Source organism: Endozoicomonas sp. (assembly GCF_031844845.1).
GTDB lineage: Bacteria > Pseudomonadota > Gammaproteobacteria > Pseudomonadales > Endozoicomonadaceae > Endozoicomonas.
The window spans coordinates 1-23,435 of record NZ_JAVRMB020000219.1; the positions used below are offsets into that span (position 1 = coordinate 1).

The 23,435-nt window shown below is 47.6% G+C and carries 20 protein-coding genes, 1 rRNA gene and 1 pseudogene; 5 read left to right on the forward strand and 17 right to left on the reverse strand.

Annotated elements, in window-relative coordinates; translation table 11 throughout:
• From RM811_RS11300 to alaE, 4 genes and pseudogenes are all read right to left on the reverse strand, one after another.
• A pseudogene (locus RM811_RS11300) lies at positions 1–204 on the reverse strand (ABC transporter permease); the annotation flags it as partial.
• A gap of 229 nt (positions 205–433) precedes the next feature.
• Positions 434–1,990 carry an ABC transporter substrate-binding protein gene (locus RM811_RS11305; RefSeq protein ID WP_402524146.1) on the reverse strand — a complete coding sequence of 519 codons (1,557 nt, stop codon included), beginning with the start codon at positions 1,988–1,990 and terminating at the stop codon, positions 434–436.
• 113 nt (positions 1,991–2,103) lie between these two features.
• Positions 2,104–3,837, reverse strand: a complete 1,734-nt coding sequence (locus RM811_RS11310; RefSeq protein ID WP_402524148.1) for a dipeptide ABC transporter ATP-binding protein — start codon at positions 3,835–3,837, stop codon at positions 2,104–2,106.
• 563 nt (positions 3,838–4,400) lie between these two features.
• A complete protein-coding gene (gene alaE / locus RM811_RS11315; protein WP_402524151.1) occupies positions 4,401–4,841 on the reverse strand; it encodes an L-alanine exporter AlaE in 441 nt (146 codons plus the stop codon).
• Positions 4,842–5,451: 610 nt separating this feature from the next.
• On the opposite strand from alaE, the gene thiM reads away from it, so the two are divergent.
• Positions 5,452–6,261 (forward strand): hydroxyethylthiazole kinase, encoded by an 810-nt coding sequence (thiM, locus tag RM811_RS11320; protein ID WP_402524153.1) that lies wholly within the window; start codon positions 5,452–5,454, stop codon positions 6,259–6,261.
• Positions 6,258–6,782 (forward strand): SCP2 domain-containing protein, encoded by a 525-nt coding sequence (locus tag RM811_RS11325; protein WP_402524155.1) that lies wholly within the window; start codon positions 6,258–6,260, stop codon positions 6,780–6,782. Before thiM ends, RM811_RS11325 begins: the two co-directional genes overlap by 4 nt.
• Before the next feature lie 81 nt (positions 6,783–6,863).
• On the opposite strand, the gene RM811_RS11330 is transcribed toward RM811_RS11325, so the two are convergent.
• The 10 genes from RM811_RS11330 to RM811_RS11375 all read right to left on the reverse strand — a co-directional run bounded on the left by RM811_RS11330 (position 6,864) and on the right by RM811_RS11375 (position 18,413).
• Positions 6,864–7,898, reverse strand: coding sequence for a Fic family protein (locus RM811_RS11330; protein ID WP_402524157.1), 1,035 nt, complete (start codon positions 7,896–7,898; stop codon positions 6,864–6,866).
• A gap of 65 nt (positions 7,899–7,963) precedes the next feature.
• Complete coding sequence (locus RM811_RS11335; RefSeq protein ID WP_402524160.1) at positions 7,964–8,842, reverse strand: U32 family peptidase; 879 nt, start codon at positions 8,840–8,842, stop codon at positions 7,964–7,966.
• Between the two features lie 151 nt (positions 8,843–8,993).
• The gene (locus RM811_RS11340) at positions 8,994–10,001 is read right to left on the reverse strand and encodes a peptidase U32 family protein (RefSeq protein ID WP_402524162.1); all 1,008 of its coding nucleotides are present in this window, start codon (positions 9,999–10,001) and stop codon (positions 8,994–8,996) included.
• 117 nt (positions 10,002–10,118) lie between these two features.
• The gene (gene thpR / locus RM811_RS11345) at positions 10,119–10,751 is read right to left on the reverse strand and encodes an RNA 2',3'-cyclic phosphodiesterase (RefSeq protein ID WP_402524164.1); all 633 of its coding nucleotides are present in this window, start codon (positions 10,749–10,751) and stop codon (positions 10,119–10,121) included.
• A 110-nt stretch (positions 10,752–10,861) separates the two neighbouring features.
• Positions 10,862–12,301 (reverse strand): o-succinylbenzoate--CoA ligase, encoded by a 1,440-nt coding sequence (gene menE, locus RM811_RS11350; protein WP_402524166.1) that lies wholly within the window; start codon positions 12,299–12,301, stop codon positions 10,862–10,864.
• A complete protein-coding gene (menC, locus tag RM811_RS11355) occupies positions 12,301–13,305 on the reverse strand; it encodes an o-succinylbenzoate synthase (protein WP_402524168.1) in 1,005 nt (334 codons plus the stop codon). The genes menE and menC overlap by 1 nt, the downstream gene beginning before the upstream one ends.
• 118 nt (positions 13,306–13,423) lie before the next feature.
• Complete coding sequence (gene menB, locus RM811_RS11360; protein WP_402524170.1) at positions 13,424–14,263, reverse strand: 1,4-dihydroxy-2-naphthoyl-CoA synthase; 840 nt, start codon at positions 14,261–14,263, stop codon at positions 13,424–13,426.
• Positions 14,256–15,074, reverse strand: coding sequence for a 2-succinyl-6-hydroxy-2,4-cyclohexadiene-1-carboxylate synthase (gene menH, locus RM811_RS11365; protein WP_402524172.1), 819 nt, complete (start codon positions 15,072–15,074; stop codon positions 14,256–14,258). The genes menB and menH overlap by 8 nt, the downstream gene beginning before the upstream one ends.
• On the reverse strand, positions 15,071–16,849 hold the full coding sequence (gene menD, locus RM811_RS11370; protein WP_402524174.1) for a 2-succinyl-5-enolpyruvyl-6-hydroxy-3-cyclohexene-1-carboxylic-acid synthase: 1,779 nt from the start codon (positions 16,847–16,849) through the stop codon (positions 15,071–15,073). The genes menH and menD overlap by 4 nt, the downstream gene beginning before the upstream one ends.
• A gap of 67 nt (positions 16,850–16,916) precedes the next feature.
• Positions 16,917–18,413, reverse strand: a complete 1,497-nt coding sequence (locus RM811_RS11375; RefSeq protein ID WP_402524177.1) for an isochorismate synthase MenF — start codon at positions 18,411–18,413, stop codon at positions 16,917–16,919.
• Between the two features lie 288 nt (positions 18,414–18,701).
• Here RM811_RS11375 and RM811_RS11380 point away from each other — a divergent pair, with 288 nt between their 5' ends.
• Positions 18,702–19,067, forward strand: a complete 366-nt coding sequence (locus tag RM811_RS11380) for a hypothetical protein (RefSeq protein ID WP_402524179.1) — start codon at positions 18,702–18,704, stop codon at positions 19,065–19,067.
• 64 nt (positions 19,068–19,131) lie between these two features.
• On the opposite strand, the gene RM811_RS11385 is transcribed toward RM811_RS11380, so the two are convergent.
• Positions 19,132–19,356: a hypothetical protein gene (locus RM811_RS11385; RefSeq protein ID WP_402524182.1), complete on the reverse strand. Its 225-nt coding sequence runs from the start codon at positions 19,354–19,356 to the stop codon at positions 19,132–19,134.
• 100 nt (positions 19,357–19,456) lie between these two features.
• On the opposite strand from RM811_RS11385, the gene RM811_RS11390 reads away from it, so the two are divergent.
• Positions 19,457–20,005 carry a hypothetical protein gene (locus tag RM811_RS11390; RefSeq protein WP_402524185.1) on the forward strand — a complete coding sequence of 183 codons (549 nt, stop codon included), beginning with the start codon at positions 19,457–19,459 and terminating at the stop codon, positions 20,003–20,005.
• Here RM811_RS11390 and putP read toward each other — a convergent pair.
• Positions 20,002–21,528: a sodium/proline symporter PutP gene (putP, locus tag RM811_RS11395; RefSeq protein ID WP_402524187.1), complete on the reverse strand. Its 1,527-nt coding sequence runs from the start codon at positions 21,526–21,528 to the stop codon at positions 20,002–20,004. The genes RM811_RS11390 and putP overlap by 4 nt on opposite strands.
• A gap of 439 nt (positions 21,529–21,967) precedes the next feature.
• Between putP and RM811_RS11400 the strand changes: the two genes are divergently transcribed.
• On the forward strand, positions 21,968–22,909 hold the full coding sequence (locus RM811_RS11400; RefSeq protein WP_402524190.1) for a hypothetical protein: 942 nt from the start codon (positions 21,968–21,970) through the stop codon (positions 22,907–22,909).
• Between the two features lie 392 nt (positions 22,910–23,301).
• Here RM811_RS11400 and rrf read toward each other — a convergent pair.
• A 5S ribosomal RNA gene (gene rrf / locus RM811_RS11405) occupies positions 23,302–23,417 on the reverse strand.
• Between the last annotated feature and the right edge of the window lie 18 nt (positions 23,418–23,435).

Consider the following 23,435-nt stretch of genomic DNA (forward strand, 5'->3'; position numbering starts at 1 on the left):
CATAAATCGTGTGTATTGAGTGAGAAAAGGGTCGTTCAACCCCATTTCATCCCGCAGCTTTTCCCGCTCGGCTTCAGAGACCGATTGCCCTACCATCTCCCGAAGCGGGTCCCCCAAATTATCCTGTATGGAAAAACTGATAATGCTGATAACAAACATCACTATCAGCCCTTGCATAAGCCTGCGCATTAAAAATAACAGCATAAATAACCTTCAGATGCCTAAAGCCAACAAAAGCAATAGTGACCAATGTTCTTATAATCCCGCTCCCAGTCTCTGCGTGGGAGTGTTGCACCTTCCTTATAGAACAGTACCTGACGGGTAGCTCTGCATTCCCACGCAGGACCCACAGGGCCTAAAAGCATGGGAACGAGGTGGTGAATACGAGGTAAACCCTTGCTCCCACACCCGGCGTGGGAGCAAGGTTGCAGAATTACTCCTTGATCACCAGATCCCCCAGATAAGGGAAGTTCATGGTGTTCACCACTTCTTTTGCGGCAACATTTTTGCTGGCACCCCAGGCAAGGTTCTGCCAGTGCAATGGAACAAAAGCAGCTTCGTTATAAAGCTTACGCTCAACGTCCTGAAGAATTTCTGCACGAGCGACAGAGTCTGTTTCTGAACCAGCATTTCTGACCAGAGCATCAATCGCTTCATTGCAGTAGTTACCGGAGTTGTACTGTCCCCAGCCAGACACCTCATCGGTACAGGCCGTCAGATACTCGGTGAAGTTGGCGGAATCTTCTGTATCAGAACGCCAGCCAATCATCATCATATCGGCAGAACGCTCGTCAAACTCTGGCCAGTATTGAGCCTTGGGCAGAGTTTTCAGATCCACCCTGATCTTGATTTTTGCCAGCATGGAAGCCACCGCCTGGGCGATTTTGGCATCATTCACATAGCGGTTATTTGGAGCCGTCATGGTGATGGAGAAGCCATCTTCGTAACCGGCTTCTTTCATCAACTGTTTCGCCTTTTTCAGGTCATAACGAGGCTGAAGGTCATCAACATAACCCACATAACCTTCCGGACTTTGCTGGCCGGCAGGTGTCGCAAAACCCTTCATGATCTTCTTAACAATGCCTTCGTTATTGATGGCATAGTTAATGGCCTGGCGAACACGCTGGTCTTTGAAAGCTTCAACTCGTTCCTGGTTAAGCTGGAAGGTGATGATGCGTGACTCACTCAGTGTAATGAGATCAAGATTTCCGGATTTTCTAATACGGGCATGATCATTGGGCGGCACTGGGTAGATAAAGTCCACATCACCGGCAAGCAGTGCTGCTACACGGGTAGGACCTTCTTTGATAGGCGTGAAAATTATTTTATCCACATTGCCCGGAGACTTTTTATCCCAGTAACCATCAAAGCGTTCGAAGTCAACCCGGACACCCTGCTGGCGCTCCGTCACAATAAATGGCCCGGTACCGGAAGCATTTTTTGAGGCATAAGTGTCGCCATGCTTTTTCAGCAACGCCTTATCCTGCCCCTTATCATCCAGACCGGCGTAAAACTTGCTGTCCATCGGGAAGATATAGGTTGCGGAGTTCAAAAGAAGCGGAAATGCCTCTTTGGTCACCAGATCAAAGGTGCGGTCATCAATCACCCTGACATCAGCAAAAGGCTCAAAAATCGCCTTAAAGTCCGGACTGTCAATAAGTCGGTCAAACGTCCACTTAACGTCGGCAGATGTCAACAAGTTACCACTGTGGAACTTAACACCCTCTCGCAGAGTGAAACGCATGGTTTTCTCATCAACCCGCTCCCACTTTTCAGCAAGGCGCGGCTGAAACTGGTGGTTGTTATCCCAACGGATGATCGGATCAAATACCAGGTGTGACAGTTGCAGCGTAGCTCCGGAAAGCTGCTCATGGGGATCCAGAGAAACCGGGTCTGAGTCGTATGCCATTTTTAAGGTAGCGGCCTGAGCCCCTACCGCCAGCGATGCAGCCAGGATTGCTCCGGCCATTCTTTTCATGGTTTTTTTCATCGTTCCCCCATTACAGGTGTTTTACACTGTTATTGTTAACCTCGTTCCCACGCTTTTAGGCCCTGGGGGTCCCGCGTGGGAATGCAGCTCATCCCTGAACCTATAATTATCCATTAAACGTGCGACACACTAGCCTCAATATCCAACCCACTGCGAGACAGATTTTCCACTCTGGGCATCATATTCATCAAATGCTGAGTGTATTCATGGTGAGGATCACTGAAGATACGCTCGGTATCCCCTACTTCCACCAACGTACCCATCTTCATAACACCAACCCGGTCACACATCTGCAAAATAACGGGAAGGTCATGGCTGATAAACAACATGGTCAGACCCAGTTCTTCCTGAAGGTCTTTCAGCAAATTGAGAATCTGGGCCTGAACGGAAACATCCAGCGCTGAAGTCGGTTCATCACAGATCAGGAAACGTGGTCGCGTCGCCAATGCCCTGGCAATAGAAATACGCTGGCGCTGACCACCGGAAAACTCATGGGGATACTTGACCCCGGCAGCATGTCCAAGACCCACATGATCCAGAAGGTCAGCCACTATGCTGTTCGTCTGGCGCTCTGACTCAGCCAGTTTATGAAAACGAATGGGCTCGGCAATAATATCCTGAACCGTCATTCGGGCATTCATACTGGAATAAGGATTCTGGAATACCATCTGGATCTGTCGGCGAAAGGGCTTACGCTGCTTTTCACTTAACCGGGTAATATCCTGCCCGGCAAACTCTATCAGTCCCGAATCTGGTGGATAAAGCCCGGCAATAACGCGGGCAATGGTGGACTTACCAGAACCAGATTCCCCCACCAGACCAAAGGTTTCGCCAGCACGAACATCAAACGACACCTGGCTGGATGCCTGAACATATCGTCGATTCTTTGCAAAGAAGGCAGACTGGGTTTCAAAGCGAAGATTAATATCCTTAACCTTCAGCAGTGTGTTGCTGCTGACTTCACCAAAGCATTCTCTTTGGCCCAGCCAGTGGTTTTTTACATCAATATGGCGGCCCTGCGCTTTTTCAATGTACTCAACCCGCGGAAAGCGATGGAGTTTAACGTCCGTTCTTGGCACAGCGCTGATCAGGCTTTTGGTGTAAGGGTGTTCCGGGCGACAGAGAATCTGCTCTGTTGAACCCAGTTCTACCAGATCCCCCATGTACATCACGGCAACACGATCAGTAACGTTGGCAATCACGCCCATATCATGGGTAACCAATAAACAGCCAACCTGCCGCTCTTTGCAGAGCTTGCGAATCAGCTCCAGAATCTGGTTTTGAATAGATACATCCAGAGCCGTGGTTGGCTCATCGGCAATAATCAGCTCCGGCTCACCGGAGAGGGCAATGGCAATAACTACACGTTGTCGCATACCACCGGAAAACTGATGAGGGTACTGTTTGATGCGAATTTCTGGTTCTGAAATACCGACAGATTCCAGTAGCTCAATGGCCCTTTGGCAGGACTTTTTTTTGTCAAGCCCCAGATTGACCATGATGGTTTCGACCAACTGGGTTTCAATAGTCAACAGTGGGTTAAGTGAAGTCATTGGGTCCTGAAAAATAAACCCGATTCGTTTACCACGAATTTGACGGATTGCTTCCCCCCTCAGGCCACTGATGGTCTGACCATCCAGCTTGATGTTACCAGCAGCCACCACGCCGGGAGCGCTCAGCAGGTCAATAACAGCATTGCCAACGGTGGATTTACCAGCACCGGACTCACCCACAAGCCCCAGTATTTCACCTTTCTCAAGGGTGAACGAAACCCCTTTAACAGCGACAGCGGTGCCATGACGAGATGGAAACTCGATGCGCAGCCCTTCTACTTCCAGTAAGGACATGCTTCCCCCTTGTGATACTCAGTCGGTATCTTCAGAAGCTGACAATCAGTTTCTGAAACTCGCAAGTCATTACTAAAAGCGCAGCAGGGAATGCCAAAAGAAGCATTCAGCCTGAAGTACCAGTCCATGGCAGTTGTGACTTACGACAGATACAGGTCGATATGTGAAACAGCTTGTTATACTCCATAACCACCATCACAAAATGAATTGAATGTTCTGGCTAAACTCACGGGTGACATGAGTCCATGGAGATTTTTTTATTAATGCTATTCTGGTGGAGGGTATCCAAACCAGGCAGTAATTTTCTTCAGGCCAACCCCACCCGGTAAGGTGAGTAATAACCTGATACTCCAACAAAGATGCAGGGCAGCAGCCCTATAAAAGGGTACTGCAAATAAAGCAGGACTGACCCGCACATCCTCATCGGGCATAGACGACAATCACATAAGCTTATGTCGACTCGCTTCGGAAAATAACTATACAGTCAGGCAGGAAAAATAAAAAGCCTTGATTCGGAAACTACTTACGAATCAGGGCTTTAATCATGCAACAAGAAAGGATATTTATGCAGCAGAAAGACCGGCAGGCTTGAAGCAGTTACGACAGAACTGCATATACATGCCGAATGGTCTTCCCATGATCAGCATTGCGCCCATCTGGCCTGCACAGGCCATCAGTACCTGTTCGACACTGGCACCTGTGGAATATACCAGCGCGGCATACAGCGGAATCTGAAATGAGAGAAATGCCAGGGCATCAAGCATTGTCATCTGGATAAACCGACTCTTGATAAAGCCCCCCACAGAACTGCCGCGACCAACCACCCAGTCACGATACAAGCCATAAGCCCTGGCCGTCAGCAGGTTGACAGGAATACTTAACAGACGCGATTGCAGCGACTGATCAAAGCTCAGTCCGGCCATCAACTCAACACTCATACCCACAACAATGCCAAAAGTGATCATGGCAAAAGTGTCAGCCAGCATATCCCGATTAAAAAACATTACCCCGTTCCTAAACAAAAAGCCCCGAAAAATGGGCTAAAAAATCCCTGTACCAGATTCTGATTAACAGAAACCGACAAATTCTTTTGAAGTCAAAGTGAGCCCATCAGCATTTTCAGGAAGTGATCTGAACAACCTTCCGAAGCCGAAATCATTGGATCAAACTGGAGATCTGATGAGCTGAAAACAGAGTAATCAGAGACCTGATTACGAGGTAAAAAATATCGCTACAGAAGGCAAAAAACAAGAGTTTATAATCATGTATTTGACATATTCAAAGATGATTACACCAACATAAAAACAGAATGCAGAGAATAAAACTACAAAGATAAAGAGTGATTGCAAATGATCTACTGTGGAAATCATTTGTCCATATTTCAGGCAAATCAGGAACCATCCTTTAATAACATCCCCATTTCAACGAGCGTTGCCCGTTGCCCGAAAAATCAGGATCCGCTTGTGCTTTTTCGGACAACGGGTAGCGGGTAGCAGGCAGCCTTCCCAGCAACGGCTCTTGCATCTTCTGGCAAGAGAGGTATAAATACTGACGAAAATCAATCCACTTTCCAGCAACACTCATTATCATTGAGAATGGATAAAAGGGTTTTCTATGCTAGAGCAGATAATTCAGTCTCTTAACGACTTGAGAGAAAAGCAGCCACTGATACACAACATCACCAACGCTGTGGTTACCAACACAACGGCCAATGCCCTGCTGGCCATTGGTGCGTCACCCATTATGTCTCAGGCACCTGAAGAGGTTGCCGAGATGGTGAGCATTACCAATAGTCTGGTTATTAACAGCGGCACAATAACCAGCGCCAGTCTGCAAAGTATGACCCTGGCTGCGAAAACAGCAGGTGAGCTTGGTAAACCCTGGATTCTTGATCCGGTGGGTGCCGGTGCGACATCATTCAGATTGAAAAGCAATCAGCAGCTATTGCAATACAAGCCTTCTGTCGTACGAGGCAATGCTTCCGAGATTAAAGCATTGTTTACCAATGCCAATGAAGGTAAGGGTGTCGACAGTAGCAGCACCAGTGAATCAACACTGCACTTCATTCAGGAAAAAGCTCGTGAGCATCAGCTGGTGATAGCCGTCACCGGCGCTACGGACTACATAACCGATGGCCATGACATCTACAAAATCAATAATGGCCACCGGATGATGGCCAGGGTCACCGGTACAGGATGCACAGCAACCGCCATTATTGGCGCCTTCCTGGCGGTCTGCGACAACCCACTGACTGCCGCCGTTGCCGGACTGACCTGCCTGGGTATTGCCGGTGACATTGCCAGTATCGATTGTCCGGGACCGGGTTCATTGCAAGTACGCATACTGGATGAACTCTACCGCCTTGATCAGAGCACCATTCAACAATTTGAACAAGTAAGCACTTTAAGAAGGAGCTGTCATTGAATCTGCTGCCACCCTTTAAACTTCCGTTCCCTGTTTTTAAACCCGGAAAGGCGTTTAAAAAGCCCAGCTTGGCGTTGCTTGGCCTGCCGGTAAGACTCTTACCGGCGTCCATGATCAATCTGCCACTGACAAAAGCGATCAACCACATCTTCCACACGCCGGTAGATGAAGGTGATTTTGATTTTCTGGAAGATCGCTGCGTAAAAATCCATGTCACCGATATAAACGTCAGCTTCTATATCAGCTTTGATGGCAAACAGTTGGTTGCTACCGGCCCACGGCACTTTGACGTTGAGTTTCAGGGAACCAGCAAAGCCTTTCTGAAACTGGCCCGCCGACAGGAAGACCCGGACACCATGTTCTTCCAGCGTCAGCTAATGATTGAGGGCGATACTGAGCTGGGATTAGGTGTTAAAAACCTGCTTGACAGTCTTGAGCTTGAGCAACTGCCCATTCCTGTGCAGAAACTGGCCTGGCTGGGACAGACAATTCAGCAGAAAATACCCGCAGCCACTCATTAAAAGCCTTTTTCACCACAGAGGCACAAAGTTCACAGGGGAAAAGATAAAGGCTTTTCTCTGAGACTCTGTGGTGAAAAAACATCAGAAAGTTTCCGCCAATTTTTTGCCCTGAACAGTAAGCCGGTATTGCTGGAGTCGGCTATTGGGTTTGTCAGGGATGGTCATTTCAATCAAACCTGCTGCCAGCGCCGGCTTCAGGTAGCGCTCGCGGAAGGATTCCCGATCTTTTAGTGACAAGCTGGTTTGCAGCTCATTTCTGCTCAATGCTTTGCCTGCCTGATGAAGCGATTTAAGCAACGCCTCGACTTGCGGGGTAACTTGCTGGCTGACTTGCGGGGTAATGTATCCGGCAGCACTGCCAATGGTTGCCAGAATCATGCTCAGCATAAACTCAATAAAAGGCGCAGAATCAGTTTTTTGTGTGCTGAGATTTAAAGCCTGGTAATACTCACTTTGGTGCTCGTGCACCATGCTTTCTACCGGAAGCTGAGCCAGTAAAGGCTGCCATTGGCTCAAAATCAATGTTTGCCACAAACGCCCCATGCGACCATTTCCATCAGCAAAGGGGTGAATAAACTCAAATTCATAATGGAATACCGAACTGGTGATTAACGAGTGCTGATCAGTGACGGACAGCCAGCCAAACAGGTCACTCATTAATGATTTCACACGATTGGCGGGCGGTGCCATATGCACGACCGTTTCGCCATTCATTACCCTCACATTACCACGGCGATAATGTCCCGCATCATCAATCAAGCCTGCCATCAACACCTGGTGAGCTTTCAATAAATGCTTTTCACTGCCCGGTTGCCAGCTTTCAAACTGCTCATAAGCTTTAATGGCATTGCGAACTTCCTGAATTTCCCCGGGCGGGGCGATAACTCGTTTACCTTCAAGAATGGCGGTAATCTGCTCTTCGCTAAGGGTATTACCTTCAATGGCCAGCGATCCCTGAATAGTGCGGATACGGTTAATGCGACGCAACCGCAGACTTGTTTCATCTTTCCCATCCCCGGAAAGAGCAGCCAGCCCCCCCAACTGTTCGCTAATATCTGAGATCAGGCGAATAATCCCGGGAGAGATTGTGTAGGGTGGCTGGCTGGTTTTGGTCATTTATGCTGATTCCAATTATTCTTGCTCTCTGAATTGAATCACAAGAACGCTTATTATATAACCTGTCAACCTCGATCAATCCCCCGCGTACCAAACCAGTACCCATTGCACTGACCATGTTCCAAAGCAGACAAACCCTGACTGGCATTCCCCATTGCCAGCGACAGCCCTTCCGCTACCTGAAAAATATCGTCTGAATGTGCCGACAGACGCATAGCCTGAACACCTGCATCCTGCATTAGCTGGTACTGATCAAGAATATTGTGGCAATGACCAGAAAGGGTCTGAATACCATTAATAGTAAATAATGCGTCACCTTCCTGAGTGGCCAATGGAATCCCTGCCGATGATTTCAGACAGGTGAAGTCACAGTTGTCCTTACTCAGCTCATTGACTCGTGCAGTAAAACAACGGGCAGAATAAGCCAGCGGCAAATAGCCATAACTGAACACTTCGGTTTCCAGATCGTTAATACCCAGCTCGTTTAAACGTCCCATCACCATTTTCAAGTGGTCAAAGGAAAGCTCTACAGGTAATACCCACCGCTTCAAACCTGTACGATGCAATACCTGCAATGCTTCTGCACTGTAGAGATTGACAGAGGGGCCAGTGATAAAAGACAGCCCGGCCTTTGAGAGATAGTGGACTGCGGCCATATCATTGGCCTCCACGGTAAGCTGACCGTTTTCACAGACTTTGCTGACCTGGGCCAGCTCGGATTCTGCCTCAATCAACGTCAGTGTCGAAAGCACTACTTCCTTGCCTTTATCCTGAAGTAATTTAGCGATCGTCAGCCAGTCATCCAGCTTCAGTTCCCGACGTTTGGAGCAGACGACTTCTCCCAGGTACACCCGATCAAAGGCTGACTCTGCAACCTTCTCATAAAATGAAATAACTTCTTCTTTGGGCCAGAAGAACAGTAATGGACCAAGGGTAATTTGCATAATTCATTCCATATCCGCTCCGGGTAATGCCCGGCAACGCGATCTATTCACCACAAAGGCACGAAGAAAGCTTTTAAACCTTTGTGACTTTGTGTCTTTGTGGTTCAAAAAACAGCCCCACCAGCACACAATGCACCGAGAGCCATAAAAATTACTGCCAGGGGCGGCTATAAGCACCCAGTGTCGTCTGACTACCCTCAGATAATCTGGCCAGGCCACTCATCCACCGCTCATTGGTAGCAAAGTCAGCAGGGCTTGCCCGATAATGATCAATAGCTTCACGCCAGATTCTCACCACTTCAGCAACATAGGCAGGGCTTCGCTGTCGCCCTTCAATTTTTACCGCACTGATGCCTGCCTGATGAAGCTGGGGAATAAGGTCCAGAGTGTTCAGGCTGGTTGGCTCTTCAATGGCATGACTAACCTTGTCATTTACCTTAAATCGCCCCTTACATAATGTTGGGTATCCAGCCTGCTCATTGTTATCAAAGCGGTCAATCAGAAGCCCACCCAATCGGGTTTCCATGCCATTCGCTGTTGTCTGCCAGCGTACCGCCGATGCCGGTGAACAGGCGCCCGCGGTATTGGGGGACTCTCCGGTAACATAAGAAGATAAGATGCAACGGCCTTCAGCCATGATACACAGGCTGCCAAAAGCAAAAACTTCCAACTCAACCGGGCTTTTCTGAGCCAGTCTTTCTACTTGCTTCAGTGAGAGCACTCTGGGTAATACCGCCCGTTTAATTCCAAAGTGGTCATGATAAAAAGAAAGACTGGCCTGATTAGTCGCTGAAGCCTGAACGGACAAATGCAGGTTAAGATTCGGGTAACGCTTGCTGGCGTAGTCAAGAACACTGATATCAGCCGCAATCAGGGCATCCACACCAAAATCAGCACACATATCCACTGCTTTCTTCCAGCGGTTCCAGTTGGTTGCCTGAGCATAGGTGTTGACTGCGACAAACAGCCGAACCTTTTTTCCCCGTGGATTTTTTTGTACATAATCAAGGGCCTTCACAGCCCTCTGATCAGAAAAGTTGAGACCGGCAAAGTGCCGTGCATTGGTTTCGTCTCTGAAGCCTATATAAACAGCATCAGCACCATTATCAACAGCAGCCTTGAGTGAGGGAAGGTTACCGGCGGGACATACCAATTCCATAGAAATATCCGAGAGTTTTTTGCAGCTTATCATGCTGCACAAAAAACCAACTTGATGCTTATCAAGAGATATTCAGGAAAGAGTTCTCAGCTCAATAAAAGCCATCTTTGATGTTTATTATGCACTGACGACCAATGGCTGAAGAGGAAAGACATGAAGCGTCTTATATCGCGTTCCCTCGGCGTCTGTTTCACTTTTCAGTAAAACCACTTCACCCACCGTCATTTTAAAGCTGGGAAGATTGAAGAAATGACTATGGGTCACATGACGTGGGTTCTTAAACCTGCCGAGAGTCACATGGGGATGAAAATGCCGCGTTTCCGCTTTAAAGCCCGATTGCACTGCAGCATGCTCACAAATATCCGAAAGACGCTTCAGCTCCTGCCCCGAATGCATTTCCAGAGAGAGCACTTTCGGCTTTCGGCCACTTGGGAAGAAGCGGAAGCAGCCGGTCATACTGTCGAATATACGATAATCCGAAAGATCCTGCTCCAGGTAACTGATCAGTTGGGTTAACTGATGAGGATAGCTATTTCCGAGAAACTTCAAGGTTATATGCTGCTGTTGCGGCACGACCCAGCGCAAATCATTAACATGATCTTCACCCGCACGGTGAATGGCCTTTTTATGCAGGGTTGCAGCAAGCTCAAGGGGAAGGTTAACTGCAAGAAAGGTTCTGATTGGAGACCCCTTCTCGTCAGGAGAAATCAGGTCACTGGGAGCGTTGTAGCTAATGGGATTTTTTTTCATATTATTCTAACTTCAACGTCTGACTGCTAAATTCAAACCGGTTGCACCCTGCAACTGCTCAGTTTGATTATTCTAGTACATTGATAGCGGAAAGTTACCGTATCCGTGTGTTATTCCAAAAGAGCCTGAAAAAAACGGCGATTAATCTTGATACCTGATTCTGCTATCTGCTCAGGAAACAAATGAATATGTACTGGCACTTTGAATTTAGCTATCTTGCCTGCCAGCCTCTCTTTTGTAAATGGTTCATTGAGCGTACCGTCTACCGTCTGTACGTACGCCACCGGCCTCATCCCAAACTCTGAATCAGCGGCTGCAACCACAACCGCCTGAACAATTTCCGGCAATGTAAGCAGGGCCTGTTCAATCTCTTCAGGATGAATATTCTCCCCTCCGGAGACCATCATATTATCCATACGACCACATATCTGTATTTGGCTTCCATACCACAACCCTTTATCTCCGGTATAAAACCAGCCGCGGGAATCCCTCAGAGAAGTCACCATGCCATTTTCATAGTACCCCTTCGCCAGGGTCTCCCCCCGAACCATAATCTCCCCCTGCCCTGATAACTTGACCTCACGCCAGGGCAGAACAGCACCAGAGGTAACACCACCTTCTGTAAATAGCGGCTCTCCTGTACAAACCTGAGAAGCCATTTCTGTCATACCATAAGTGGTCAATACACAGATTCCCTGCTCTTTCACTGCCTCCACCAATAGTGGTGATGCAATACCACCACCCAGAAGAATGAAGCGAACACCTGCATCGTAGAGTGAAATTCCAGAACGAACTAACCTGAACAGCTGTGTGTTTACCACAGAGAGGTGTGTTATACGTTTTTGGGCCAGTATTTCATCAAGGGATAACTTCTGCTCGAAGATAACCATTGTTGCGCCGGCCAGAATGCAACGCATAACGATAGCCAGACCTCCAACATGGAACACAGGCAAAGATAACAGCCAGGTGTCACCATACATCAGAGGCAGAACCTCCATGGAGCCCAGTGCATTAAAGTAATGATTTTTATAGCTGTGGGCTACGGCCTTGGGAATACCGGTTGTTCCGGATGTTGCTACCTGGTCGTAAATATCATCAGGAAAAATTTCAATGGGCTGAAGGCTATTTACTGGCTGAAGGCTCTTCACTGGCTGAAGACTCTTCACTGGCTTAAGGCTCTGTTCCTGCATGAGCTGCTGATGAAAATTGATGCCTGCACTATCGGCCGCCATTCTGGCACCTGTTCGATCCGCATAACCTTTTCTCTGATCTTCAGGAAAAGCTGGATTTACAGGACAGAAAACCCACTGAGAACGAAGACAGGCAAGTGCAACGACCACAGTATCCAACGGTTTGCTGGTAATAAAAAGAAGACGGTCTCCAGTCTTGAGCCCCTTTTCCCGATATATACGACAACACTCATCAACCCACTGATCCAGCTGACGGAATGTAACACTCTCCTCTTCCATTTGGATCGCTATACACCTGCTCTGATGCATAGCGCGATGTCGCAAGGGGCAGTGTTGTAATTCAGGAAAAATGGTCTTCATCAAGGCTCGCAAAAAACGGAATTTATGGAAACAGAGCTTCCTGCTGCAATATCTTCTGAAATAAGGCTGTGCGTAAAGGCTGATGCAGTATCAAGACCCGGTAGCTCCTCTGGCGTCCATTGAGCACTGAGTTGCTGAAGGACATGCAAACCAATCGGCGATTCATAAGAGGAGCTGAATACTGCCCGTATACCCTGGATTCTGGCCGCATTCACCAGCTCCTGACATCTTCTCAAACCACCCACCAGCGTTGGTTTAATAACGATAGCAGCAAGTCCTGACATCGGTTGCAGTTGGAAACCCGGTGACTGGACAGTTTCATCCAGGGCAAAAGAAAGCCCTGTTTTCTCGTAAATCTCAGAAAATTCAGCCGCATTAGTGGTTGGTTCTTCAACATAACTAATTCGGCGTGTATCAATGGAGCTGGCCAGCCAAAGTGCCTCAGGCAAAGACCATCGTTGATTGGCATCCAGTTTTATATTGACTGAATCAGGCAAAAGTTTGAGCACTTGCCGGATTCGGGAGCAGTCTTCTTCCAGAGCGTCTCGACCCGTCTTCAATTTGAACTCTTTTGGCCAATCTCCCTGCCACTGCTCCAGCTTGAGAAGAATTTCTTCAATAGGCCCCTGCAAAAGAGGCGCTGTAATCAGTGGGGAAACCCAATCATCCTGATTTAACCACCAGAGCGCAGACTCAATGCCAAATGACACCGATGGCATTGAAAGCTGTTCAAGGAAAGTTTCTGTCACAAAATCATTGGCAGCAAGAGCATGAAAACGCCCTTCATTTACTGCATGAACGAATGACTGAAGCTGTACTTCTGACTCTTCAAGAGACTCACGACTGAACCCGGGTAATGGTGCTATCTCGCCATAACCGAAACGCCCACCAGCACTCAATGTCAGAATCAGCCCTGCCCGTTGATCCAGACTGCTTTGCTTCAATAATAGAGGGTGCTTTAAAGGCAGCCGATATCTCAGGATATCGGCCTTACATTCTTTCATAAAAAATGCTCACGACGATGGTTCGTCACCCTCAGATTATAAAAGAAAAGCACTTTTAAAAACTTTGTGCCTTTGTGTCTTTGTGGTTCAACGCTTTTCTTTCAAGGCAAAAGCAGCATCAGGGGTTACGACCGAAGCGGCTGAAGTCTGGCTGGCGCTTTTCCAAAAAGGCATCACGCCCTTCCTGAGCTTCCTGGCTCATATAGAACAGCAGCGTTGCATTACCAGCCAGCTCCTGCAGGCCTGTCTGGCCATCACAGTCTGCGTTCATCGCCGATTTCAGGCAGCGCAGAGCCATAGGAGAATGCTGAAGGATTTCACGACACCACTGAACCGTAGTCCGCTCCAGTTCCTCCAGGGGCACAACCACATTGACCAGCCCCATATCTTCTGCCTGTTTCGCATCATACTGGCGGCACAGGAACCAGATTTCCCGGGCCTTCTTCTGACCGACGACACGGGCCAGATAACTGGCACCATAACCACCATCAAAGGAGCCCACTTTAGGGCCTGTTTGTCCAAAGCGGGCGTTATCCGCAGCAATGGTCAGGTCACATACCAGATGCAGAACATGGCCGCCACCAATGGCATAACCAGCGACCATGGCAATCACTGGTTTTGGGCAGGTTCTGATCTGACGTTGCAGATCGAGAACATTCAGGTGATGAGTACCTTTATCATCCTTGTAACCTGAGTCACCACGAACACTTTGATCGCCACCGGAACAGAAAGCCAGATCACCAGCACCGGTGAGAATAACCACACCCACGGACTCATCAAAACGCGCAGACTCCAGCGCCTTTTGAATTTCTACGATGGTCTGAGGCCGAAAAGCATTTCGTTTCTCAGGTCGGTTAATGGTGATTTTGGCCATACCTTCGGCCTGATGATAAAAAATATCTTCATAATCACCGGATAGATTTTCCCAGATAACCCCAGAGTCCAACTGCTTACTCATATCTAACTCCTGATAACTTCCTGAGCAATCCGGCCATCGCCTCTGGTTGCTCCCGATGAATATTGTGTCCACACCGGGCTATGGGCTGAACACTGTTAATCACTTTCTCTGCCAGCAACTGCTGCCCGAGCTGACCAAACTTTTGGTCGTTCTCACCATGAAAATAGTGAACTTGGGCTGCAATCTGAAGCATAGCCTGACGATAATCCGGTTGTCTGGACAAACTGAATCCCATCAGTGCTTCTGCCAATAGTTGACCACTGCCTTGTGATCGTCCTTCTATTCGCTGAGAGATCAAAGACGTAACCTGATCCTCAGTAAGGTCAGAAAAAACCGGTTGTTTATACCAGTCACGAAGCACCTCTGCCACCGGTTCCTGATTGAAACGTCTGGCCCACTCAAGGTCTGACTGGTAGCGGCACTCTTTTTCCTGTTCATTAACCAGTCCGGGATGAGCGCCTTCCAGAATGAGTTGCTCAATTCGATCCGGAAAAGCAATGGCATAAGCCATAGCCAGACGACCACCCAGTGAATACCCCAGTAAACTGAAGCGAGTCAGATTAAGGTTTTGTTCCTGCTCTATGGCCTGGATCGTTTGCTCCAGGCGATGACAAAAATAATCAGCGCCCTGTGCATCCTCTTTCTCCCAGTAACTGGAACCATGCCCGGGCAAATCCACAGCAATCAGGCAGTAGTCACTTCCCAGGGCCTGTATCAAAGGTTGCCAGTCATCGGCACTACCAAGAAAGCCATGGAGCAAAAACAGGACAGGAGCACCGATGGCTCCTGAACAATGATAAGAAAGATTCACAGTTCACGAGCCATACTGACGGCCTGTTCAATACTCTTTGCGCCCTGACCGGAAGGCGTCATCACCTCAATGATGGTACAACCCTTCCGACCACAGGCTTCATTGAATTGCCCGGTAAACTCATCTGCTGATACCGGGGCAAAGTAGTCAATGCCAAACATCGCTGCTCCATGTTGTGCTGTCAGACCATGGGGCGTGACAAAAAAATCTTTTACGACCTTTTCGTCATCACCGGTACAACCCTTTGTTGTCACATAGAAAATACCGCCACCGTCGTTATTGATCAGCACAATCACCAGCGGTGTCTGGCTCTGCTTTGCCAGTTGCAAAGAATTGAGATCATGGAGGAACGAGATATCCCCGATCAGCAAAACCATTGGACGCTGATCTCCCCGGGCACAGCCTGCAGCAGTAGCAATAAGCCCATCAATCCCGCTGACGCCGCGGTTGGTATAAACCCGGGGCAGATGTCTCTCTGAAAAAATCTCCACCATTCGAACAGGAAGGCTATTGCCAAGAAAAAGGCTACTGTCAGCGGGCAGAAGTTCACCCAGAGTGGCTCCCAGCCACTGCTCACTGAGCGGGATAGAGCCATGACTCTTAACCCGATTACTCAGCAGCTCTCCCAACCTGTGAAATTGCTCTGACCATTGCAGATTAACAGTAACAGGCTCACTCTTTTTAATGAGTCGGCTCTGAATCAGTTCATGACAGATTTGGTCAATATCACCGACCAGACGCACAGTCTGCCGCTGACCGGTATCCACCCTTCGTGGTGCAGGGTCTACCATCCAGTACTCACGCCAGTGATGCCCACTAATAAACTGATCGAGTCGTTTAGAGGTTAGATAGCCACCCAGCTGAAGGATTTGATCGGCCTGTCTGAAAAGGCTTTCACCGGATTGGCTGGCTAATAATAGATCCGCGTGTTTAACCACCGAAGGATGTCCATGAAGCTGCGACTGAACATCGACAATCAGCGGCCAGCCCAATCGTTCGGAAAGTTCAATAATGGCATTGATATCCGTACACAGAGGGACTCTTCCCACAACGATCAATCCCTTACCATCGACAAAATTCTGCCATGACTCCCCTTGAGGCAACCGGGTTAGCTCAGGCAAAAAATAGTCGGTATAGGGCTGCTGAGAAACCGTCCATCGTTCCACGGATGAAACATAGGCGGCATTGTCCATCAGAACAGCGCCTTCGAGTTGCTGAGGGTATAGCGGTTCCCGAAACATACAGTTGATATGGAATGGCAAGCCCTGCCCACAGGAGCGGGCAAATGACTGATCAATACTGGTCAATAACCAGCGCAGGGAGATAGCTCGCTCCGGTGTGGGCAAATCCAGTCTTGCCCCCGTATAAGCACCAAAAACCCCCAACTGATCGATAGCCTGATTAGCGCCACAGTCAATGAGTTCAGGCGGGCGATCAGCCGTCAGAACCACCAGGGAAACACCCGACTGGTGGGCTTCAATAATCGCCGGATAGAGATTGGCAACCGCTGTCCCGGAGGTGGTAACCAGGGCCACCGGTTGCCCAGTGGCTTTAGCTAGTCCAAGGGCAAAAAAACCAAGGCCCCGTTCATCAAAATGGACATGGCTGGTCATTTTTCCATGGTTTGCCACGGCAAATGTCAATGGTGCCGAACGGGATCCCGGGGCAATACAGCAATGCCGGACACCCAGCCGCCACAGTTCCTCAATCAGCACAGCAGACCAGATACCGTTAATATTTGCCGGATTCTGTAAAGATTCGGTTTTAAACGTCATGAACAAACTCGTTGAAGAACTTAATACCGGTCAGAAGCGCCGGCTTTTAATGAAGTGTCATAACCTGTTACGCGCCATGTATACCATCAGGCTGGGAAAGCACAACTCTGTTATGATTTTTTCTGTTTTGACCATCAGAATGCTCCGGTAATTGGGCAGCAACATTCATGCTATCTCCACGGGCCTGCTGACGATCAAGAATATCCATCACCGTAACAATTTTGTTATTCAGCTCGGACCATTCATCTTCCGCCACGGAGTCTTTCACAATACCGGCTCCCGAATACAGCATCAGGGCGTCATCCGTTAAACGGGCACTGCGAATAGCCACACTGAAATCACTTTTCCGGACACCGATCACTCCGCAGACACCGGCATAAAGTCCCCGGGCATAGGGTTCATGAGCCTCAATAAACGCGAACGCACCTTCTCTTGGAACACCACCAACAGCCGGTGTTGGATGAAGTACGCTCAACAGATGCTCATCATATACCCCATTCTCCAATACACCCCGGATCTGATAACGCAGATGCTGAATATGCTTGAGTTTAACCACAGAATGGCTCCGGTCTGTCTCAATAGAGCGACACAAGGGCTTAAGCTTCTCACAGATATCATCCAGAACCAGTCGGTTTTCATGGATATTCTTACTATCATTCATCAACAGGCTTTCAAACTTGGAATCTTCAAACTGATTTTGTCCACGGACAATGGTTCCTGCCAAAGCTTCTGTCGATATAACATTCTCCAGTCGTTTAACCAGTCTTTCAGGAGAGCAACCAAAAAATGTCTGTTCCTGTCCCTGAAATAAAAACTGATAGGACTGCGGATTCGCCTGCTGCCAGGCGTAAAGTAATGACCATGGAGAGAACTCACCCTCCAGCTGCAGCCGGGCTTCCCTTGAAAGAACAACTTTCCTTAAGCACCCGGCGGAATCCTCTCCTCCTGCCAGAAAGGCTTGTCTGGCCAGACTCACCATCTGATTCCAGCGGGAAAAACCGGGTTGATACCCCTTAAGCTGAAAATAAAAATCTGAAGCTGGAAACTGCTGGCAGTCATTCAGGGATGTGAGCAGGCCATGAGCTTTACGAACACTCTCCTGCCACTCTTCAGCCGTGCTGGCCCTGAGGTTCACGCCCAGTATCAGACCTTTTCGGGTCTGAACCAGCTCCACTAATGGCAGAAAAACCAATCCATAACCAAATGACGGCCAAATGGCGTCATCATCATCTGCAAATGAGAGATAGCAGAGACACTGACTACTGTCAGGCTCTGGTAGTGTACTCAGTAGCGCTCGAGCAGTAGCAAAGGCAGAACCCATATCGCCACGACAGGCAAGCTTTTCTGACCAGCTGTACCCCAGCACAGCAATGGCATACTCTCCTTCCCGATCTCTCCAGAATGCTTTTTCAGATAAGGTTTGGGCAGAAAGAAACCCTTGCAAATGAATAGCAGGCATTGGTAGTTCAATTCTTAACAAAGGCTTTTCAGGCACAGGTTGAACCAAAAGGTGCTCTAACTGTTCCACCATTAACGAAAACTGAGCCTGAATCAAACTGGTCAAGACATCCTGCCAATAAAATAGTTCGTGAAAACAAGCGGCGTAAGATAACGTAATTGTACGTAGATTAGCCACCAATATCTGGGTCGTATTTACCGAGAATTCCCATGCAAAAACTGCTATAAAACTGCATGTAAAAAGAATCGTATGTAATATTAGATGAAATTTTTACATTAAATTTTTATTATTAGTTTCCTTTTAAACCTCAGGTTCGGTTGACAGAATCTGGATTCACACCTTTCATTCACTGAAAATCTTAATCAGTTTGATCAGTACAGGTAACGAATAATCATGGCAACCAATGGAGAGTCAGCCAGAAAATGGCTTGAAGAAAACAGGGAACAAGTCTCGCAAGAGAGGGTTCTCCAGATACGAAATAACCTGGTAAAAAAAACCGACCAGATAGTCGAGGCTGAAAACAGCGATGCTTCTGACGAAGGCTCTGGTGATGAATACTCCGGGCTGCTGGAGGCACTGGATGTCATGGACAGCTGGCTTCAGGAACAAACCGCGCCCGTAACCGAAGAAACACAGACAGAACCTTCAGCACTGGATTACAGCTCACTCATTCAGGACTCTGTCGAGCCCGCTCCCCGGTTTTCTCAAGAAGAAAAGCTTCGCCGTTTTCAAAGCCTGCTGAAATCCAGCAAGCAATAAACCACTGAGCTGACTACAAGGTTGCCCATATGCGGGCAACCTTGCCAAAGTACAACTTCTGACTTTAAACTTTCAACCTCTCACACTCCTCAACCACCCTGTCGTAAGTCCAGTCACCACCACCCGGGTGGTGCACACCATGCTCAATGAGCTTCTGGCACATCTGCATGGGATTCAATCCTTTTTTTGCCAGACGTTCCAGTGTCTGCTTAAGTTCGTTATCCACCTCATTGAGAGCCTGAGCAGGCTTGGAACCCTTCTTTCTGACTGCAACTTTTATTTGTTTCATGGTCAATTCACCTGAACCTGTATTACGGAAAAGAACTTGCGGCCCATGATAATCTATACTCTATTCATCGATTCTGCGCGCAGTAAAGCAGGAAATTACTATGAAACGTCTCTACTACCTGACTGGCTCCCTCGACAGTGTAACCAAAATCACCGAAGATCTTCACAGGAATGGTATCACTGACTGGCATCTTCATGTACTAAGCAGAAATGAAGCGGGACTTTTTCACAGACAAGTTCACAGTGCCAGCATGCTTCAGGAAAATGATGTTATCCACTCCGGACAGCTGGGAGCCCTTGCTGGTGGCATCACAGGCCTTCTGGCCGCAACCCTGATTGAATGGTGGAACCCCATTGGTGTGACCCTCCCCTTACCAGCCCTCATTATGATTGCAGGTATTTTTACCCTGTTTGGTACCTGGAGCGGAGGACTGGCGGGTGTCACCCGGGAGAACTACAGAACCACACGTTTTCACGATGACCTGATAAAAGGAAAACACCTGATTATGGTCGATGTATCCAGACAGCAGGAACAGAGGGTACGCTACCAAATCAGCAGGCACCATCCTGAAGCCTGTCTTGCCGGCGAAGGCAGTACCCTGACCCAGCCTTTCAGCCCTGAGTTCTGGCGTTACCCCCGGCATAACTAGCTGATAACCGGTTCATCATTATCACTGTCGGATGACGATTTAACCATTGCCTGCACCTTCTGAAAGGTTTCTGATTCCTCACCGGAAGGTGCCTTTCCAATCAGGCTGAACACGACAATCGCTATACAGGCAGCAGCAAATCCGGGGATCAACTCGTACACTTCGAAAATCCCACCACTCATGGATCGCCACACTACAACGGTGATGCCGCCAGTAACAATCCCGGCAAGGGCGCCCAGCCCATTCATTCTCTTCCAGTAAAGAGAAAACAACAGCGCAGGCCCAAAGGCAGCACCAAACCCTGCCCATGCATAAGCAACCATATCAAGCACCGAACTCTCGGGATTTAATGCCAGCACCGTGGCCAGAACAGCAATGACAACAACAGCTATACGACCAACCATCAACATCTCACCCTGGCTGGCATTAGGCCGCAACATATTGCGATAAAAATCTTCAGCGACAGCCGTGGAACAAACTAATAACTGTGAGTCAGCCGTGCTCATAACCGCAGCTAGAATAGCTGCCAGAAGAATACCGGCAATCACTGGATGAAACAGAGTATTGACCATCAGTATAAAAATGGCTTCAGGATCTTCAAGTACGATTCCCTGCCTCTGGGTATAGATAATCCCTGTCAGACCCACTAATAAGGCACCCAACATACATATTCCAGTCCATGAAACCGCAATGCGCCGTGCCAGAGTCAGCTGCTCAATGGACTGCACAGCCTTGAAGCGGGCCATAATATGGGGCTGCCCAAAATAGCCCAGTCCCCACCCCAATAGGGATAAAACAGTGATCACAGAAAGGGTTTCTCCCTGAACATCAGTAAACATATTGGTGAGATGAGGATTGAGCTGCTCAATCTCTGTAAACACCTGCTCCGCTCCCCCCGTCACTTCCAATACAGTCACAGGTACAATCAACAGAGCAGCAGACATCAGCAAGCCCTGAACCACATCAGTCCAACAAACCGCCAGAAAACCACCAAACAGTGTATAGGAGATAACACTGAGCATTCCAAGGATCACTGCCAGCTCATAATCCAAGCCAAAAACGGACTCAAAAAGCTTACCTCCGGCAACCAACCCGGAACTGGTATAAAAAAGGAAGAAGATTAAAATAAATCCGGCACTTACCGGCTGCAAAATATATTTAAGGTCAGAAAATCGATTGGCAAAAAAAGCAGGCAAGGTGAGCGAATCGTTGGCAACTTCACTATAGATTCGCAATCGACGGGCAACCAGAAGCCAATTCAACCAGGTACCTCCCAACAAGCCTAAACCGAGCCAAACAGCTTCAAGCCCGGCAGCAAAGGCATAACCGGGCAGTCCCAGCAGTAACCAGCCACTCATATCAGAAGCACCGGCACTCAATGCTGCAGACCATGGTCCCAGAGAGCGACCACCCAGAAAATAATCTGAAGAATTCTTTGTTCTCAGCCAGGCTACATAGCCAACGCCCAGCATGGCAATAAAATAAATGAGGAATGTAACGGTTATCTGTATTTGACCTTCCATAGTAACCTGCTCTGATAATGCCTTTTTATCAACATTAGTTCACCAGATAGCTCTCTGGTAAGATCTCCCCCTCCCACTAATCCATTATTTTAGAAGTCAAAAAAATGGCAGGCATATAATATTGCAGATATATAACGCTCGTTATCGTATTACCGGCAGCCATCGCCCACTACTTTCAGCAACAGTATGGTTTATCCTGGTATTCAATCGCTGATGGTGTCCCCCCTAAGGTCATATACTCACACAGCCCCGCTGAGAGATAATGACCCGATACTGATATGCTTAAGACAGCAGACCATGCTGGCGACAGAAGTTATTAACTCCTATAATTTATTACACTGAAGCGCCATGAGTTTGACGAAAAAAAAACAGAATTATAATGGAAGGGGACGTTGTCTATATTAAAGAAAATAAAACTATAGGTTAAAAGGACTTACAAATGAATTCTGCAGGAAGAGGCGACATTCACAAGTTTAATATCCCTGTTGCAGGCCCCGCCAAGTACAAGGGCATTGATAAAAATGGTAAGCCCGCCCTGGAGATTAACAAGTATGGAAAATTTGCATCTCGAAGAGTAAAAAAACTAAAAACCGCATTCGATAGAATTGATAAATTTTTTCACCTAAAGAGCAAAACTGTTGTTAACAGAAGAATAAAGGAAAGAAAAGTACAAAGAGAATTAACTAAAAATCGTGCAGATATTTTAAACAACAATGCACTCTCTCCCGAAGAGGCTGTAAAGCGCTTATATACACTGACCAATAGATCGGAAGAAGCAGGTTTTAAAGAAGGCAAGCTTAATAAACTCATACATCAAGATGTCACTACATTGCTTACTCATCAAATAAATAGTGCAACCAACATAAAAGATTTGAAATCAGCCTATGAAGGATTTAATGAAAACCGTTCATTGATGAAAAATCAGATGATAGATAATCTTGAAAAACAAATTAATAACCGGCTAGAAAGAATGATTAACAAACTTGATGGACACTTGAATAGTTTCTCTGCATCCACAAAAGATCCTATAGAGCATTATGCTCTTACCAGAAGCAAATGTGAGCTGCTTAAGTCAATACTGCAATTTTCAGAAACAACAAAACAACCGAATTCAGTGAATAAGCACAAAGATAATTTAAGAAAACATATGAGTAAACTTATAAATAAAGATGTAAAAGACATAGTAAGCAAACTGAATAGAGATGAAAATACGGAAAATGTCGAAGCCATACGAGCCACGATAAATTTTGATTTTTTAAATGAAGATTGCCAATTTGATAGTTTTTTCAGGATCGGATCAAATAAGCCAGATGACAAAACTCCTGAGAGCCTTAAGCACATTAGAGACGATATCAAAAGAATTTTAGGAACTGTAATTTAAATCTAATCTCAGTGTGAAATCAGAGAACACTGTTCTTTGGTGTGATAACGAAAGAAGATTTTTCTATAGCCAAAACCCCGACAGATTACTCTATCGGAGTTTTGCAGTCTTTAGCGAACTCAAGGTAAAAAGTGGTGCCTGGGATGCCCTGCTCTCACATGGGCTTTTTATTCCGCCCCGCCCACTACCATCGGCGATAAGTTTTGATGAACAGGAAGTCCAAATACCGTGGAGGGCGACGCCCGGGAACGGCCTACTGCTGAGCACCCGCGGGAATGAAAAGCGGATGGGATCAGGCGGTTCTAACCTTCTATGGTCGCCGAGCAAGAGAGGGTAATTTTTGCTAACAAAAAAATCCCGATAGATTGCTCTATCGGGACTTTCTAATTGGTGCCTGGCGATGACCTACTCTCACATGGGGAAACCCCACACTACCATCGGCGATACGTCATTTCACTACTGAGTTCGGGATGGGATCAGGTGGGGCTAACGCTCTATGGTCGCCAGGCGAAACTTTGATAAAAGA

Excerpts from the sequence above, each read along its gene's own strand:
- RM811_RS11390 (WP_402524185.1), top strand. The coding sequence starts at position 19,457 with ATGAAACGTCTCTACTACCTGACTGGCTCCCTCGACAGTGTAACCAAA.
- menD (WP_402524174.1), bottom strand. The coding sequence starts at position 16,849 with ATGACGTTTAAAACCGAATCTTTACAGAATCCGGCAAATATTAACGGT.
- RM811_RS11340 (WP_402524162.1), bottom strand. The coding sequence starts at position 10,001 with ATGGAATTGGTATGTCCCGCCGGTAACCTTCCCTCACTCAAGGCTGCT.
- putP (WP_402524187.1), bottom strand. The coding sequence starts at position 21,528 with ATGGAAGGTCAAATACAGATAACCGTTACATTCCTCATTTATTTTATT.
- RM811_RS11305 (WP_402524146.1), bottom strand. The coding sequence starts at position 1,990 with ATGAAAAAAACCATGAAAAGAATGGCCGGAGCAATCCTGGCTGCATCG.
- RM811_RS11380 (WP_402524179.1), top strand. The coding sequence starts at position 18,702 with ATGGCAACCAATGGAGAGTCAGCCAGAAAATGGCTTGAAGAAAACAGG.
- menE (WP_402524166.1), bottom strand. The coding sequence starts at position 12,301 with ATGAAGACCATTTTTCCTGAATTACAACACTGCCCCTTGCGACATCGC.
- thiM (WP_402524153.1), top strand. The coding sequence starts at position 5,452 with ATGCTAGAGCAGATAATTCAGTCTCTTAACGACTTGAGAGAAAAGCAG.
- RM811_RS11400 (WP_402524190.1), top strand. The coding sequence starts at position 21,968 with ATGAATTCTGCAGGAAGAGGCGACATTCACAAGTTTAATATCCCTGTT.
- menC (WP_402524168.1), bottom strand. The coding sequence starts at position 13,305 with ATGAAAGAATGTAAGGCCGATATCCTGAGATATCGGCTGCCTTTAAAG.
- thpR (WP_402524164.1), bottom strand. The coding sequence starts at position 10,751 with ATGAAAAAAAATCCCATTAGCTACAACGCTCCCAGTGACCTGATTTCT.
- RM811_RS11385 (WP_402524182.1), bottom strand. The coding sequence starts at position 19,356 with ATGAAACAAATAAAAGTTGCAGTCAGAAAGAAGGGTTCCAAGCCTGCT.
- RM811_RS11330 (WP_402524157.1), bottom strand. The coding sequence starts at position 7,898 with ATGACCAAAACCAGCCAGCCACCCTACACAATCTCTCCCGGGATTATT.
- menB (WP_402524170.1), bottom strand. The coding sequence starts at position 14,263 with ATGAGTAAGCAGTTGGACTCTGGGGTTATCTGGGAAAATCTATCCGGT.
- alaE (WP_402524151.1), bottom strand. The coding sequence starts at position 4,841 with ATGTTTTTTAATCGGGATATGCTGGCTGACACTTTTGCCATGATCACT.
- RM811_RS11310 (WP_402524148.1), bottom strand. The coding sequence starts at position 3,837 with ATGTCCTTACTGGAAGTAGAAGGGCTGCGCATCGAGTTTCCATCTCGT.
- RM811_RS11335 (WP_402524160.1), bottom strand. The coding sequence starts at position 8,842 with ATGCAAATTACCCTTGGTCCATTACTGTTCTTCTGGCCCAAAGAAGAA.